This is a genomic window from Mesorhizobium sp. ES1-6, assembly GCF_020164775.1.
Taxonomy (GTDB): Bacteria; Pseudomonadota; Alphaproteobacteria; order Rhizobiales; family Rhizobiaceae; genus Mesorhizobium.
In genome coordinates this window covers 315383-331670 of sequence record NZ_JAIUGU010000002.1, presented here as the reverse complement: position 1 = coordinate 331670, position 16288 = coordinate 315383, and the positions used below count along the sequence as shown (strand labels likewise).

At 64.8% G+C, this 16288-nt stretch carries 13 protein-coding genes; 9 read left to right on the top strand and 4 right to left on the bottom strand.

The window, feature by feature from the left end; all coding sequences use genetic code 11:
• Positions 1-274 precede the first annotated feature (274 nt).
• Both LB564_RS06295 and LB564_RS06290 read left to right on the top strand, forming a co-directional pair.
• On the top strand, positions 275-1588 hold the full coding sequence (locus LB564_RS06295; RefSeq protein WP_224535936.1) for an NAD(P)H-dependent oxidoreductase: 1314 nt from the start codon (positions 275-277) through the stop codon (positions 1586-1588).
• Positions 1589-1772: 184 nt separating this feature from the next.
• Positions 1773-2009, top strand: coding sequence for a type II toxin-antitoxin system VapB family antitoxin (locus LB564_RS06290; RefSeq protein ID WP_140705963.1), 237 nt, complete (start codon positions 1773-1775; stop codon positions 2007-2009).
• A 21-nt stretch (positions 2010-2030) separates the two neighbouring features.
• Here the strand turns inward: LB564_RS06290 and proC are convergent, their stop codons facing one another.
• The 3 genes from proC to LB564_RS06275 are packed head-to-tail and all read right to left on the bottom strand — an operon-like array spanning position 2031 to position 5202.
• Entirely contained in the window at positions 2031-2846 is an 816-nt protein-coding gene (gene proC / locus LB564_RS06285) for a pyrroline-5-carboxylate reductase (RefSeq protein ID WP_140705961.1), read from the bottom strand.
• A 60-nt stretch (positions 2847-2906) separates the two neighbouring features.
• Positions 2907-4235, bottom strand: coding sequence for an O-antigen ligase family protein (locus LB564_RS06280; RefSeq protein ID WP_224535934.1), 1329 nt, complete (start codon positions 4233-4235; stop codon positions 2907-2909).
• Positions 4204-5202, bottom strand: coding sequence for a glycosyltransferase family 2 protein (locus tag LB564_RS06275; RefSeq protein WP_224535932.1), 999 nt, complete (start codon positions 5200-5202; stop codon positions 4204-4206). Before LB564_RS06275 ends, LB564_RS06280 begins: the two co-directional genes overlap by 32 nt.
• 171 nt (positions 5203-5373) lie before the next feature.
• Between LB564_RS06275 and LB564_RS06270 the strand changes: the two genes are divergently transcribed.
• Genes LB564_RS06270 through LB564_RS06260 form a run of 3 tightly spaced genes read left to right on the top strand, consistent with a single transcriptional unit; the run spans position 5374 to position 8272 of the window.
• The gene (locus tag LB564_RS06270; protein ID WP_140705955.1) at positions 5374-6546 is read left to right on the top strand and encodes a glycosyltransferase; all 1173 of its coding nucleotides are present in this window, start codon (positions 5374-5376) and stop codon (positions 6544-6546) included.
• Complete coding sequence (locus LB564_RS06265; protein ID WP_140705953.1) at positions 6543-7349, top strand: WecB/TagA/CpsF family glycosyltransferase; 807 nt, start codon at positions 6543-6545, stop codon at positions 7347-7349. Before LB564_RS06270 ends, LB564_RS06265 begins: the two co-directional genes overlap by 4 nt.
• A complete protein-coding gene (locus LB564_RS06260; protein WP_224535930.1) occupies positions 7346-8272 on the top strand; it encodes a DUF6492 family protein in 927 nt (308 codons plus the stop codon). The genes LB564_RS06265 and LB564_RS06260 overlap by 4 nt, the downstream gene beginning before the upstream one ends.
• Positions 8273-8278: 6 nt before the next feature.
• Here LB564_RS06260 and LB564_RS06255 read toward each other — a convergent pair whose 3' ends face one another.
• A complete protein-coding gene (locus LB564_RS06255; RefSeq protein WP_224535928.1) occupies positions 8279-9574 on the bottom strand; it encodes a lipopolysaccharide biosynthesis protein in 1296 nt (431 codons plus the stop codon).
• 199 nt (positions 9575-9773) lie between these two features.
• On the opposite strand from LB564_RS06255, the gene LB564_RS06250 reads away from it, so the two are divergent.
• The 4 genes from LB564_RS06250 to LB564_RS06235 all read left to right on the top strand — a co-directional run bounded on the left by LB564_RS06250 (position 9774) and on the right by LB564_RS06235 (position 16230).
• A complete protein-coding gene (locus LB564_RS06250) occupies positions 9774-12353 on the top strand; it encodes a GNVR domain-containing protein (protein WP_224535926.1) in 2580 nt (859 codons plus the stop codon).
• Positions 12354-12533: 180 nt separating this feature from the next.
• Complete coding sequence (folD, locus tag LB564_RS06245; protein WP_224535924.1) at positions 12534-13433, top strand: bifunctional methylenetetrahydrofolate dehydrogenase/methenyltetrahydrofolate cyclohydrolase FolD; 900 nt, start codon at positions 12534-12536, stop codon at positions 13431-13433.
• A gap of 28 nt (positions 13434-13461) precedes the next feature.
• Positions 13462-14460: a GlxA family transcriptional regulator gene (locus LB564_RS06240; protein WP_135920564.1), complete on the top strand. Its 999-nt coding sequence runs from the start codon at positions 13462-13464 to the stop codon at positions 14458-14460.
• A 108-nt stretch (positions 14461-14568) separates the two neighbouring features.
• The gene (locus tag LB564_RS06235) at positions 14569-16230 is read left to right on the top strand and encodes a vWA domain-containing protein (RefSeq protein ID WP_224535922.1); all 1662 of its coding nucleotides are present in this window, start codon (positions 14569-14571) and stop codon (positions 16228-16230) included.
• Positions 16231-16288 lie beyond the last annotated feature (58 nt).

The window sequence follows — 16288 nt, the reverse complement described above, 5'->3', positions numbered from 1 at the left end:
CCTTGGCGCAAAGGCCTCCCCTACCTAACGAGAGGCGGAATGCTCGTCCGAACAGGCGGTCGGAATGAACATTTGCCTTTGTTAGCAAACGAATGTTTTATTGGGGCTGTTCACGGCAATGTCAATTGGCAACCCTTTGGGCCAATAATTCGTGGCGAATACAGCTTTTCCCAGCGTTTCCGTTGGAAATCGCAGGCCGCGAGCGGTTTCATTGGCACAGCGGACCCGTCCCTGCTAATCCGGCCCCAAATCAAGAAGCTGTGGACATTCCTGCATGACCAATGTGGCCTTGACCGGACTTGCCCGCGATCTTGCCAGACGCGCGGCCGAGGGCCGCCCCGTGCGCATCGGCGTCATCGGCTCCGGCGAGATGGGCACCGACCTTGTCACGCAAGGCATGCTGATGCCGGGCATCGCGGTCTGCGCAGTCTCGACGCGTCGCCCGCACACCGCGCGCGACGCCATCCGTATCGCCTATGGTGACGAAGGGATGGCGGTCGAGGCCGACGCGGCGTCGACAGTCACCGCGGCGATAGAGGCGGGAAAAATAGCCATCACCTCGAACGAGATGCTGGTCACCAATCCACTGATCGACGTCGTCATCGACGCCACGGGAAAACCCGGCGTCGCCGCCGATTTCGACCTCATGGCGATGGAGCATGGCAAGCATCTGGTCATGATGAATGTCGAGGCCGACGTCACCATCGGCTGCTACCTCAAACAGCAGGCCGACCGGCTGGGCGTGGTCTATTCGGTCGGCGCCGGCGACGAGCCGTCGAGTTGCATGGAACTGATCGAGTTCGCGTCCGCCCTTGGCCTGACCATCGTCTCGGCCGGCAAGGGCAAGAACAACCCGCTCAACCACGATGCCGTGCCCGACGACTATCGCGAGGAAGCGACCCGCCGCAACATGAACCCGCGCATGCTGGTCGAGTTCGTCGACGGCTCCAAGACCATGGTCGAGATGTGCGCCATCGCCAACGCCACCGGACTGGTGCCCGACGTGCCCGGCATGCATGGTCCGAAGGCCGACCGCGACGACCTCGTCAAGGTGTTGATCCCGCGCCAGGACGGCGGCCTCCTGCTGAAGAAGGGTGTCGTCGACTACACCATCGGCAAGGGTGTCGCGCCCGGCGTCTTCGTCATCGTCGAGGCGACGCATCCGCGCATCATCGAGCGCATGGACGACCTGCATATCGGCCACGGCCCCTATTACAGCCTATTCCGGCCCTACCATCTGACGTCGCTGGAAGTGCCGCTCACCGCAGCCCGCATCGTGCTGTTCGGCAAGCCCGACATGGTGCCGCTGCCAAGGCCGGTCGCCGAGGTCTGCGCGGTCGCCAAGCGCGATCTCGTGGCCGGCGAGACCTTCGATGCGATCGGCGAGACTTGTTATCGCTCCTGGACCATGACCGTCGGCGAAGCCCGCGCCCAGCGCGCCGTCCCGGTCGGCCTGCTCGAGGGCGGCAAGGTGTTGAAGCCGGTCAGGAAAGGCGATTTGCTGACGGCCGACAAAGCCGCGCCCGACCAGACGACCAGGCTGTTCGCCTTGCGCAAGCTGCAGGATGAGCTTCTGTACGGGAGCTAAGCCTCCCGTTGCCTGGAAAGAGCTAACCGCTACTTCGTCATCCTGGGGCGAAGCAAGGAGCGTAGCGACGCGGCGCAGACCCCGGGATCCATTCCGTGATTTAGAAGCGTTGCGGCGGGTGCAGAATTTTGCTCCGCTGCGCCGTTCGCTTCCATCTGTCAAAATCATCGCGTAGAGGACCCAGATGAAGCTTCACATCAGAAATCCGCGCGCACGCGAGTTGGCGAGACGGCTTGCAGACTTGCGCAATACGTCGATGGCCAAGGCGGTCATCGAAGCGCTTGAATCCGAACTGCGGCGAGAGCAACTCCCACTCGCCAAAAGGCTCGCCATCATAGCTGACGATCTTAGAGCCAAGGCAGGGGCGGGAGGCCGAACCATGGACAAGGACGAGATCAGTGAAATGTGGGGATGGCCCTGACACCTCCGAGCCGTCGCCACCCTACTTTCCCAGTTCGATCGACCTTAGCCGCGCCGCTTCCACCGCTTGCGTGAGGAGGTTGGTCAGCCGGTCCTCGCCCATCAACACGCCAAGCGCGGCCGCCGTCGTGCCGTTGGGGCTGGTCACCTGCTGGCGTAGCACGCCCGGATCCTCACGGCTTTCCGCCGCAAGCGACGCGGCGCCGTAGACGGTCTGCATGGCAAGCAGCCTGGCGGTCGCCGCCGGCAGGCCGGCTTTTTCGGCGGCCACGGTCAGCGCCTCGATGAAATGGAAGATGTAGGCCGGCCCCGATCCTGAGACGGCCGTCACCGCGTCCATAAGGCCTTCGTCGTCGATGGTGGTCACTTCGCCGCTCGCCGACAAAAGATCCGCGACGAAGCGCTTGGCGTCGTCGGAAACCAGGGGGTTGGAATAGACCACCATCATGCCCTTGCCGATGGCGGCGGGTGTGTTGGGCATGCAGCGCACGATCGGCGCGCGGTTGCCGAGGATCGCCTCGAAGGTGGCGGAGGGTGTGCCGGCGGCAATGCTGACGAATGTGGTGCGGCCGTCGCCGAAGCGCTTGTAGGCGGCGGTGACGTCACGGATCACCTGCGGCTTCACGGCGATGACGACGAGGTCAGGCACCGCGTCCGCCGGAATGGCTCCGGCTTCCGCCGCCGTGCCGCAGCCCAAAGCCGCCGCGCGCTGGCGCAGGTCTTCATTGGGCTCGACCACAAAGACCGCCGAGGGTGCAAGCTTGCCGGATTTCAGCCAGCCCGAGAGCATGGCGTAACCCATATTGCCGCAGCCGGCGAGAACAAGCCTGATCGTCATCGAGAGCCCTCCAAGCAAAGGCCATGACATAGACGCTCGCGGATCGGCGGGGAAGCCCTCTCAGGATCGCTGCACGGGCGCGCGCACCGCGATCGGCCGCAGCGACACTTGCCTGAGGCCCAGCACGCCGAAGACGAAGAACAGCCAGACCGGATCGCCGCGATGGAAGAAGAAGCTTTCGAGAAAGGCGTTGAGGGCGGTGAACAGCACCACCATCATGAAGAAATCGCCGAGAAAGATGTTTTCCTTGCGCAGCGGAATGCGCATGTAGTCGCGCAGCGGCGCGATGAGGAAAGTGTAGACAGCGACGCAAAGGGCAGGGATGCCCATCAGCACGGCGATGTCGAGATAACCGTCATGGCCGTGCACGATGGTCCTGATGTCCCACGGGCGGTCAAAGGGCTGGTCCTGGTTGAACAGCAGCGGCGTGCCCCAGAAGCTCTCATAACCGTAGCCGGTCCACGGTTTCTTCGCCAGCATCGAGCCGGCGAACTCCCACAGCGTGGTGCGGCCGGTGTAGGTCATGTCGGGAAAATAGATCGCCGCCAGATGTTTGACCGGCGGCAGGAAGACGATGCCCAGCGTGCCGACCGCCGTGGCGATGACCGCCAGCGCAAACAGGATCGGCGTGCCGAGCCGCATGCCCATCAGGCTCGGGAACATCACGATCAGGATCGAGAACGGCACCAGCCCGGCGGTGGTCTTGGAGCCAGTGTGCAGCATGAAGATCATCGCCGCGCAGAAGATACCAGCGCCCCACCAGCGCTGACCGCGCCGATAGAGATAGAGGCCGGCGAAACTGAAGCAGGCCATGATCGGTCCGGCGATGTTCTTGTGGGTGAACACGCCGCGCCACAGGCCGGCATGTTCGGGCTCCTGCGAGTCGGCCGTGTGCATCGCCTCGTGCGGAAAGGCGATGAGGCCGAAATAGGACAGGCCCATCACCACGACGGCGGTGAAGATGATGACCCTGGAGAAGGACTCGGCGTCGCGGGGCAGCGCCAGGATCGTTGCCATCGTCAGGATGCCGATCATGGTGAAGGACGCAGCGCGCATTGCCGAGGGCGGATCGGTCGCCAGCACCACCGACAGGAAGAAGAAGCCGAGCATCAGTATCCAGGACGGGCTGAGCAGCGAGCGCACGACGCGCGGATCGGCGAAAGCCGTCAGCGCGAAGATCGAAACAGCGCCGAGCGAGCCGAAGCCGAGCTGGTTGACGATGTCGCCGCCGTCGCCGGTGAGTTCGGCGCCGGCCGGCTGGAACGGGCGGAACGACACCATGATGACGGTGAACAGCAGCGCGGCGATCGCGGTCGCCACGCCGTCGCGCGTGAACGCGGCGCTGAGCGGGGCGCGATCAGTTTTTCTCAGGCTGGCGGTATTGCTCATTGGCATATCCGAATTCGGCCAGCACGCGGCCAAGCGCCACATGGATGGGATAGAGCGCGATCGCCGGCGATCCGGTCCGCGCCAGCCGCATGATGCCGCGAAGCGGCGAGACGGCAAGCAGCGCCAGGCTCTTGGCGAACACCTTGGCACCGCCGAAGGGCGTGCCGGCGCGCTTCTTCTTTTCCACCAGTGTCGAGATGACACCGTTGCGCAGGCTGCGGGCGCGGATCCAGTCGCTCTCGACGCGCCGGGCCGGAACCGTCTCCCGCACCTTGGCTTCGGCGCACCAGCCCAGCACGAAGCCTTTTTGCGCCGACCGGCTGAGAAAGTCGGCGTCGCCGCCGCCCATGAAATTGAATCTGAGATCGAGGAACGGCGTCCCCATGGCGGTCAACACGCCGCGCCCGACCAGAAGATTGCCGGACGAATAGAGCGCGGGCACCCGCCCGGTCTCCCGGTAGGGCGGCGCGAAGACAGGATGGCCGGCCCATTTCACATGGGCGGGATCGGCAAAGACGGGCACTTGCGGGCCGCCAACGATATCGGCGCCGAGCGTTTCGGCAGTGCCGCACATCCGCTCCAGCCATTGCGGATCGGCGAGCTCGTCATCGTCGATGACCAGCAGATGCCGGAAGTTCGGGAAATGCAGGATCGCCGTCTGCCAGCCGGCATTATAGGCGCTGCAATTGCCGCGCTCGTGCGCGATGATGACCATGCCTGGCATCTCGCCGCGTTCGAACAGCGGCAGCGCCGCCTTGGCGCCCTCCCGCGCCTCGGCTTCGTTTTCCATGACGATGACGGCAAAGCGCCTGCCGGTTTGTTGCGCGCGCAGCGATGCCAGCGTCTCCAGCACCTGTTGCGGCCGCTTGAAGGTCGGCAAGGTGACGATCGCTTCGACGGCCTCGACGTCGAGCCGGGGAGACCGTCCCGCGATCGATACCGAACCGTCCAATGGCAAAGGGATCATCCGTGTCCAGCCGCGTCGTGAGTCGCGTTCTGGTAGCACCACGGTTGATAAGGTTTCGTTAATCACCTTGCACGGAGAAGCCCGCCAGGCATGGGCTTTGGCGCGCTGGTCGTGCTCGTTTAATCAAGGGTTCACCGCGCTTTGCTACCGGCTACACCACAGGATAGTGAGATGCATCTGCTGTTCGCCACATCGATCGTGCCCGACGGTGCTCTTGCCTCGGGCTACGAGATCGCCAACGCCGCGGTCATCGCCGCCTTGCGGCGCGCCGGCGCGCGCGTGACGGTCATCGGCTTCACCTGGCCCGGAAAAGTCGCGATGGATCCCGAAAATACGGTGGTGCTAGGTGCGATCGACGTGCGCACCGAAAGTGCTTCCCCGCTGCAAAAGCTCGCCTGGCTCGGCAAGGCAGTATTTTCGGGCCTCACCTTCGCGTCGGTCAAGTTGCTTGCGGTGTCCGAGCACGATGTTCAGTCCGCCATCGAACGAGCCGGTCCGTTCGACGGCTATGTGCTGAATTCCGTGCAGTTCGCCGGCGCTTTCGAAAAGCTCTTGGGGGACCGGCCCTCGATCTTCGTCGCCCACAATGTCGAGCATCTCTCGGCCCGCGAGAATGCCGTTGCCGCCGACGGCATTTTCCAGCGCCTGCTGTTCCGGCGCGAGGCAAGGCTGCTCAAGCTGGTGGAAGAGCGCCTCTGCAGGCGTGCGCGCTTCGTCTTCACGTTGGCCGAGGAGGATCGCGTGGCACTCGGTGTCGCCTCGGATGACCGTTCGGCTGTGCTGCCGCTGGTCACCGGCGCCACGGCGCCAATCCCCAAAGGCCGACGTCCGATCGACTGCGACGCGGCCTTGATCGGCACCTGGACCTGGCAGCCGAACCGCATCGGCCTCGATTGGTTCCTGGGCAAGGTGGTGCCGCATCTCAAGCCTGATTTCCGTATCCGCATCGCGGGCCACATGCCTTACGGCGTCGCCTCGGCGCATCCGGGGGTCGAGTTCGTCGGCCGTGTCCCGGACGCCAGGGCTTTCGTCCGTGGCGCGGCCGTCATCCCGCTGATCAGCACCGCGGGCAGCGGCGTGCAGCTGAAGACCATCGAGACATTCGAGCTTGGTCTGCCCTCGGTCGCAACCAGCCGCTCGCTACGCGGCATCGACCATCGCCCCGCCAATTGCGTGGTCACCGATGACCCGGCCAGCTTCGCCCGGTCACTGGAGGCAGCCGCGGCCGATATCCACGATGTCGATGGCGGCGCCTTCCATCGCCAGCAGGTCAAGGCGCTCGATGCCGCGGTGCGTGTCGGCCTCGAAAAACTCGGCGCTGTCCGGCAGGAGGTGTTCGCATGAACATGCACGCCGCCCGCGCCGCGTTCGGGCTCGACAGTCTGAAAATGATCCTCGGCATCCCGGTGCTCGCCATCCGCTGGAACGATGCGATCGCCCTGCTCAATCGCCTGCTAGCCGAGAAGCGCTTCACCAAGGTGAGCTTCCTCAACGCCCACAATGCCAACATCGCCTATACCGACCCGGTCTTCGCCGAGGCGCTCGACGATTTCCTCATCCTGCCGGACGGCATCGGCGTCGATCTCGCCGCGAAGCTTCTCTACGGGGCGCCGTTTCCCGACAATCTCAACGGCACCGATTTCGTGCCGGCCTTCCTGCAGGCCTCCAAGAGGCGGCTGACCGTGGGGCTGCTCGGTGCGACGCGTGTCAACGCCGAGGCGGCGTCGGTGAAGCTGGCGGCACTTGCCGTGCAGCACGATTTCGTGGTCATTCACGATGGCTATTTCTCCGCCGAACAGGAGCCGGAGATCATCGACCGGATCGCAAAACTGCGGCCGGACATGCTGCTGGTCGCGATGGGCGTGCCGCGCCAGGAGCTGTGGATCGAGCGCCATATCGACGAACGCCACTGCACGCTGCCGGTCGCGGTCGGCGCGTTGCTCGATTTCCTGAGCGGCTCGGTGCCGCGCGCCCCGCTATGGATGCGCCGGCTGAGGCTGGAATGGCTGTTCAGGCTGGCGGTCGAGCCCGGCCGGCTCTGGCGTCGCTACGTGGTCGGCAATCCCGTGTTCCTGTGGCGCGTCGTCAGGCAGAAATGGTCGCGGGGTGCCGAGACCGTCACGGATGTTCCCGGAGAGTTTCGTTGAACAAGCGCTTCGTCCCAGACCCGCTGACCGGCCCGGGCGTGTTGGCGAAAACGCCGACGGCAGCGGTGGTGACGGCAAGCTACGCCCCGGATTTCGAGCGCTGCCGCCTGCTGTGCGAAACGCTCGACCGGCACGTCTCCGGTGCCGTGCGCCACTACATTCTGGTCGAACATCGCGACCTCGCGCTTTTCCGTCAGTTGGAGACCAGCCGCCGCTCGGTCGTCGATGAACGGGACCTCTTGCCGCGCTGGCTGCGCGCCTTCGACGATCCGCTCAGCCTGTTTCGCCGGCGCGTCTGGCTCAGCCTGAAGACCCAGCCGCTGCGCGGCTGGCATGTGCAGCAGTTGCGCCGTATCGCCATTGCGGCGCATGCCGGGGAAGACGTCCTGATCTTCTGCGATTCCGACGTCGCTTTCCTGAAGGCGTTCGATTGCGGTGCCTTCTGGCACGACGGGAAGGCGCGCCTGTTCCGCCGCGATGGCGTGCTTGCCGATGAGGGCCACGACGAGCACCGCCTGTGGTCGCGCAATGCCGGTTCGGCACTCGGCATCGACCCGTCGCGGACATCGGCCCATGACTATATCTCGACGCTGATCGCCTGGCGTCGGGACACGGTGCTTGCCATGTGCGGACAGATCGAGAAGGTGCATGGCCGCGGCTGGGTCGAAGTGATCGGCCGGGCGCGCAAATTCTCCGAATGCATGATCTATGGCCGTTATGTCGACGATCTGCTGGACGGAGCCGGCCACTTCCACGGTTCGGAGGAATTCTGCCGCGTCCACTGGACGGGCGAGGCGCTGTCGGACGACGAGTTCCGCCGCTTCGTCGCCGGCATGGCGCCGGAGCAGGTGGCGATCGGCATGCAGTCCTTCATCGGTACCGATATCGGCCGCATCCGCCGCCTGATCGGGCTTGATCGCTGACTTGTTCTAGATTGCCTTCGCCGGTCTGCGCAGCGCCGAATAGGTCAGCAGCATCGACGCGAGATAAAGCAGCAGGAAGACGATGTTGAGCGACAGCACCAGATCGGATGTATCGGTAATGGTCGTCAGCACATAGGTCAGCAGCAGCGCCTTGAGCGCGGCGAGCAGGCCGAGATTGAGCGCCCGCACCAGCGTCTGGCCGCGCGCGAACAGAAGCTCGGCCTGGTATTCGACCAGATTGCGCAATCCCGGAACGCAGATCGCCAGCGCCACCAGGGGCGCGGCTTCCGAGACATTCTTGCCAAGCGCGTTGGGGAAGAAATGCAGCACGATGCCAAGCGCCGCGAGCGCCGCCGTCGAGACCGCGAACACGCCCCCTTCGATGCCGCTCTTGACCGTCAGCCGCGACAACAGATCCGGCGCGCGCATCATGCGCTGCACCAGCATCATGGAGAAGGTACGGATCGGAATTGCGGTCAGGTCGACCAGCCGCATGATGATGGCATAGATGCCGGCCAGATGCGGGCCGCCGATCGCCAGCACCAGCAGCTTGTCGAATTCCGATTGCAGGTAGAACAGCACCTCGGCGCCGGCGACATAGATCGAATCGGCGAGCCGCCGCAGATAGAGCTCGATGCGCAGCCGCAGCCTCTGGCGCGGATAGAACCAGCCGAAGGCGAGCAGCAGCGAGGCGGCGTTGGCGCCGATATAGAACCAGGACCACGCCCAGATGCTGTGCTGTGCCGAGAACATGAAAAGCACCGCGCCGAGCGCCCGCAGCGCGGTTGCCAGGATCGCCAGCACGGCGGCACGGCCGAATTTGCCCAGTCCGTTGTTGACGATCAGCGCCACCTCCACCGGCCGCCACAGCAACGCCTCGGCAAAGACGATCGCCGTGAATACCGACAGCGGCACTGTGCCGGCGAAGAAGAGCAGGTAGACGCCGAAGGAGGCGGCGGCCAAGAGCGGCAGCGAGGCGACGCCGAGCAGCATGAAACCCGCGGTGAAGGTGCCGATCAGATTGGGCCGGATGGTGGCGGTGCGATAGAGTGCCGAAATGAAACCGAAGGCCAGGATCCGCGACAGCATGACGCCGGCCGCCGAGGCGGTGGCGAACATGCCGAATTCAGCGATCGAGAGCGTGTTGGCGAGCGCGATGAAATAGGCGAGTGAAAACACCAGTCGCCCACCGGCGCCGCTGATGGCTGAAAAATAGTCGCGCACCAGCCCCCGTCGTTCGGCCAGGAAGGTGCCGATCCGCGCGAAGGTCCGCCTTTGCGGTATGTCGCTGGCCTCAGTCATAGGTCAAGGAAATGCATAGGCTGGAAAGTTTAACGCGCCGTTCTGAAGCTTTCGATTGCGTTTAAAATTATTGCAATCATAGCGTGAATTCCAGCTATAGCCCGCCGGAAATTAACCTTTTGTTTCCTATGCCTGTTTAGCGTGGCTTAACGAATGGCCGACCGCCGCTGCCAAGCGGCCCAGAGTAAAGCTCAACGACATGGTCGACAGGGAAAACCGTGAGGACTGGAAGCGCGAGCGCTCCTTGCTGGCGCTTGGCCAGGCCGTGCGCGGCGAGGATGAAGCCTCGCTGGTGTCGATAGGGGACCCCTCATGGCGCGAGGATGCCGCCACGCGCCACCGGCTGGCCCGTTCCCGGCGCGAGACGCGGGCAAATCCGGCGGCCGCTGCCCCCGAACATACCCGTCCTGGCGAGGAGCATGTCGCGGACGAAGCCGGCGGCGGCCGGCGCCCGCGACATGAGGACGCCGTTGCTGATTTGCCGCCAGTCGCGTCGCGCGCAAGAGTGGACGATGCGGATCGTTCCAGCGGCGAACGGCCTCGTGATGCATCAGGCTCCGGCCCCGCGACCCAAGCGGGCGCATCCTCCGGCGATGGCGGGGACGACCAGCAATGGAAGCCGCTGATCGATCCGATGCTGGTCGTTCGCGGCGTTGCCAGGTCGAAGCTGCTGATCGTTGCGACCACGATACTGGGCGCCGGGCTCGGCATTGCCATCGCCCTGTCCATGCCGAAGAAATACGAAGCCACGACCGAACTGATCATCGAGCCCGGCGACCTGAAGCTCTCCGACCGTGATCTCACCCAACCGGTGGGGCAGCCCGATGCCGCGTTGGCGGTCGTCGAAACCCGGATCAAGATGCTAACGTCGGGCACCGTTCTCGACCAGGTGGTCAAGAACCTCAATCTCGTCAACGATCCGGAGTTCAATGGCCAGGGTTCGGGCGGTCTCGGCGTCATGTCGCTTATCCGCTCGATCGTGTCACGCAACGATGGGCCGGGCGGCGTCGACGAGGTTCGCCGCCAGGCGCTGGCCGTCGGCAATCTGGCCAAGAGCCTGTCGGTCGAACGCACCGGCAAGACCTTTGTCATCTCCGTCAGCGCCGTAACCCAGAATGGCGAGAAGTCGGCCCTCATCGCCAATACGACGAGGACCGTTTTCCAGCAAGAGGCCGCCAAATACCAGTCCGACATGGCTGGACGCGCGACGAACGAATTGACCTCCAAGCTCGATGATCTGCGCAAGGGCGTCGAGGCGGCCGAACGCAAGGTCGAGGATTTCAGGGCCACGCATGGTCTCGTCGACGCGCAAGGCCATCTGATCAGCGACGATCAGATGCTGAAGCTCAACGAGCAGCTCTCCGTTGCCCGCGCCCGCACGCTGGAACTCAATGCCCGGGCGGCGTCGGCGCGTTCAGTGGACGTCAATTCCGTTCTGACCGGCACCTTGCCGGAGGAGATCAACTCCAACACCATGAGCGATCTGCGCTCGCAATATGCGACGCTGAAGCAGGAGGCCGATCGCGCCGCGGTCAGGCTGGGGCCGCGCCATCCCGAACTCCAGGCTCTCGATGCCCAGATTGCCGGCGCGCGTGAGCGCATCGCGGGGGAATTGCGCCGCATTGCCTCTTCGCTGCAGGTCGACCTGAAGCGCGCGGTCCAACTCGAGCAAGACCTCGCTTCCCGACTGGCCCAGGCCAAGGTCCAAAGCGGCGACGTCAACAGCGACCTGGTCGCGCTGCGCGAACTGGAGCGTGAGGCCACCGCCAAGCGTTCCGTCTACGAACAATATCTTTTGCGCGCCAAGGAGACCGGTGAACAGACCGGCATCAACACGACCAACATCAACGTGATCACCTCCGCTCAAGCCCCACTTGAGCCAAATGGACCCTCGCGGGCCTTGGTGGCACTGGCCGGCCTGCTGCTTGGCTTTGGCGCCGGTATCGGTCTCGGCGCCTTGCGCGGGACCTATGACAGCCTGCGCGAAACGGCAAGCTCGCGCTCACGCCGCGAGCGCAAGCTGGATGAGCGCAAGGCGGATGCGCGCAACGAAAGTGAAAGCAGGGCGCCTCTCGTGGAGCAGTCATTCCGGCCGGAGCCTCCGCCCGCGCCAGCAATGCCGGCAGCGCCTGTGCCGCCGCCGCCCCCCGCCCCGCCGCCGGTCGCGCAGGCCGAGGCAGCGCCCGCCGAAAGCTCCGGCAGGATCGGCACGCTCATGGCGAGACTGCGCAAGGCCGTGTCCCGCAAGCCGTCGACCGAAGCCGACGACGACATGTCCAGCGAGTTCGCCGCCTTTGCCGACAACGGACGGTTGGCCAACGCGCCGAGATTCCCAGCCTATCCGGAGTCCGGTTTCGCGCCTCGGCAGGCGCAGGCGGCCGGCCCGGACTATTCGCGGTCATCTTCCCAGCCAGGCCCCGATGCCGGCTACGGGCGGCAGATGGCCTCGCCGTCGCCCCTGTTGCCGCAACAGGGGCTGTATCCAGCTCCGCCCTTGTCCTCTCCCTATGCGCAGCCGCTGGGCTATCCCCCGGCGCAGCCATGGTCGCAGGCAGGCCACCCCTACATGGCGGGGCCTTATGCGGTGCCGATGCCGTACCCGCCACAGCCCGCTCCGACGCAGCCATCGGCCCATACAACCGCTCCGCATACGAGGCCGGACCAGGCCGAGGAGGGTGGCGAGCAATCATCGGTCGACGAGATCCGCGCCAGCCTGCGCGAATTCCGCGAAGCGGTCCGCGAACTCACCGAGAGCCGCACCCGTCGCCGCTACTTCTGAGCCACCACATACGCTGCGGAGGCCGAACAAAACCGTGCCTGTTTCGCGTAAACGGCATGGAACGGCGCTTTGGCGGGATTGCGAGCTTGAATTTTCGTGACAATGCCGCGCTGCAGAGTGCCACCGCCGCATTGTGTTGTCGGAAGCGGCGTTGGGCGAAACGATGTTGAGGGTTGGTTCATGGCCGAAGTGATTGACGGAAAGAGCGTTGCCGAAGACGTGGTGCGAACGGTCAAGACCTTGACCGCCGAGCTGGTCGCCAAGGGCAATGCCAAGCCCGGCCTGGCCGTGGTCATCGTCGGCGAGGATCCGGCGAGCCAGGTCTATGTCGCTTCCAAATCCCGCACCGCCAAGGAGTGCGGCTTTCATTCGCTTCAGCACACGTTGCCGGCCGAGACGTCCGAAGCGGCACTGCTCGAGCTCATCGCCGCGCTCAACGCCGACCCTGAAATCAACGGTATCCTGGTCCAGCTTCCGCTGCCCGCCCATGTCGATGCCGGCAAGATCATCCAGGCTATCGCGCCGCGGAAAGATGTCGACGGCTTTCATTTCATCAATGTCGGCAAGCTCGGCACCGGTGAACTCGACACGGCCTTCGTTCCCTGCACGCCCGCCGGCTCGATGCTTTTGATCGAGCGCGTGCGCGGCAAGGACCTGTCCGGCCTCAACGCCGTCGTCGTCGGCCGCTCCAACATCGTCGGCAAGCCGATGGCCAATCTGCTGCTTGCCGCCAATTGCACCGTCACCGTCGCCCACAGCCGCACCAGGGACCTGCCGGCGCTTGCCCGCACCGCCGACATCCTCGTCGCCGCCGTCGGCAGACCCGAGATGGTCAAGGGCGATTGGGTGAAGCCCGGCGCCACCGTCATCGACGTCGGCATCAACCGCATTCCCGCACCCGAGAGGGCCGAGGGCAAGTCGCGCCTGGTCGGCGACGTCGCCTATGCCGAGGCGGCAAAGGTGGCGGGTGCCATCACGCCGGTGCCTGGCGGTGTCGGGCCGATGACCATTGCCATGCTGATGGCCAATACGTTAGCTTCAGCCTACCTTGCGGCCGGATTGAAGCGGCCCTCCTTCTGAGCCCGGGTTGACCCTGAAAGCCGCAGCTTTGCCGAACCCCACCATTTCCCCGGAACGGCCGGTCACGAGTGATCCCGTTCAAGGCGGACGGCAGTTCGCCTTCCTGCTGGTCGACAAGTTTTCCATGTTCTCGCTGGCCGCGGCGATCGACACGTTCCGGTCAGCGAACCGCCTGCTTGGCCGCGATTTCTATGGCTGGACGACGGTGTCGGCCGATGGCGACCCGGTGATGGCTTCCAACGGCCTGCCGCTCAAGATCGACTATGCCGTCGCCGACCTGCCGCCGGTCGACATCCTCTTCGTCTCGGTCGGCCTGACGACGGAATTTCCGGGCAAGAGCAAGGTTCTGGCGGCCTTGCGCAGCTGGGGGCGGCGCGGCAACGCGCTCGGCGCGCTGTCGGTCGGATCCTACCTCTTGGCCGAGGCCGGCCAGCTCGAAGGCTATCGCTGCACCATCCATTGGGAAAACCGCGCCGGCTTCGTCGAGCGCTTTCCCGACATCAACTGCACCGGCAATGTCTTCGAGATCGACCGCAAGCGCTACACCTGCGCCGGCGGCACCACGTCGATCGATCTGATGCTGGAGATCGTGCGCGGCGATTTCGGTTCCAACCTCGCCAATGGCGTCGCCAACCAGTTCCAGCACGAGCGCATCCGCTCCGCGGGAGACCGCCAGCGCGTCGGTCCGGAGCGCGACCTGACCGGCAAGTCGGAGAAGCTCAGGCGCATCGTCGAACTGATGGCCGACCATCTCGACGAGCCGCTGTCGGCGGTACAGCTCGCCAAGTCGGCGGGCCTTTCGGTGCGCCAGGTGGAGCGGCTGTTCCTGCGCCATCTCAACGTCACGCCCGGCCGCTACTATATGCGCCTGCGGCTGGAGCGGGCGCGCGAATTGCTGCGCCAGACCAACATGCCGATCCTCGACGTGGCGATCGCGACCGGCTTCACCTCGCATTCCTATTTTGCCCAGAGCTATCGGCTGCAGTTTGGCCGCCCGCCCTCGGAAGAACGCCGCACCACTTACTGAGTGATTTGCTGGATCGGGCATGCCGGCGCCATGCCTGCGGGCTTGTGTCCCGACGCCACGTCAAATAGCTTTCACGTGCCGACGAGGGGGCTAACTCAGGAGATTTCGATGGCGGGACTTGCACGGAGCGTCGCTGCGGCGATCCTCCTTTTGTCGATGACGACATTCGGCTTTGCCGCCAACAAGGTCATCATCATCCTCGACGCGTCGGGATCGATGTGGGCGCAGATCGACGGCAAGCCCAAGCTGGAAATCGCCCGTGAATCGCTGAGGACCGTGCTCCAGTCGGTTCCCGGCGACGACGAGATCGGCTTCATGGCCTACGGCCATCGCGAAAAGGGCAGCTGCGACGACATCCAGCTCATCGTGCCGCCCCAGGCTGGCTCGGCAAGCGCCATCTCGGCGGCCGCCGACAGCCTGAAATTCCTTGGCAAGACGCCGTTGACGGCGGCCGTCAAGCAGGCGGCCGAAGCGCTGAAATACACCGAGGACAAGGCGACCGTCGTCCTCATCACCGATGGGCTCGAGACTTGTGGTGGCGACCCCTGTGCGCTGGGCAAGGAGCTCAAGGCATCCGGCGTCGACTTCACCGCCGACGTCGTCGGCTTCGGCCTGACCGCCGATGAAGGCAAGCAGATCTCGTGCCTCGCCGAAAACACCGGCGGCAAGTACATCCAGGTCTCAGACGAGAAGGCGCTGCAGGAAGCGCTGGTCGAGACCGTCGCGGCGCCGGCGCCAGCCCCTGCGCCAGCCCCAGAACCGGCGCCCGCGCCTGCGCCGAAAGCAGCCGAGGTCGACTACAATCTTATCCCGCAAGCGTTCTTGAAGGAGGGCGGCGAGGCGCCGAAATCCGACGTCTACTATGAAGTCTTCAAGGACGACGCCAAGGGGGTCGGTGGAGACAATGTCAACTACGGCTATAGTGGCATCAAGTTCCACGTTCCCGCTGGCAACTACATCGTCGTCGCCAGCAGCGGCGGCGCGAAGGTCGAGCAGAAGGTTTCGCTGACGGCCGACAAGGCAACGGAGCTGTCGCTCAACCTCAACGCGGCGGAGATATCCATTCATGCGCGCCCGGCGCCCGGCGCCGAGGTCGACCGCAACGCGCAGATCAGCATCGCCTATCCCGGCGGCACGTCCGACGCCAACTACGGCGAAGTCAAATTCGTTGTGCCGGTCGGCGAGACCAAGATCACCGTGAAGGTTGGGGCCGGCGAGGCGAGCGAGACGATGCAGCTTGTCGCCGGCCAGATCGTCGACAAGGACATCATCGTCGGCGTTGGCAAGGCCAAGGCCAACGCCTTCTACGCCCAGGGCGGGGAAAAGGCGGAAACGGACGTTTCCTGGAAGGTGTACAAGGCGGCCAAGAAGCTCGACGGCAGCCGTGACCAGGTCACCTACGCCTACGGCGCCGACAGCCAGTTCGACCTGCCGCCGGGTGACTACGTGATGGGCGTCGACGTGCAGGCCGTGTCCACCGAGCAGCCTTTCAGCGTGACGGTCGGACAGATGACCGATGTCAACGTGACGCTGAACGCGGGCGTCCTGGCCGTCGACGCGCCAGGCGCGGAAGGCTTCAAGATCTTTGAGGCCAAGAAGAACATCCAGGGCGAGCGCAAGCAGGTAACCTACGGCTATGGGGACAAGATGAAGACCACGCTGGCGGCGGGCGACTATGTGCTGGTGACCAACTTCACCACCGACAAGGCCGACAAGGAAACGCCCTTCACGGTAAAGGCCGGCGAGCGGAACGAGCTGAAGGTCGAGTAATATTGAGCTGAGACGCCGAAAAGGGCGCCCCCGAGCCGCCCTTTTTCATGCCGGACAG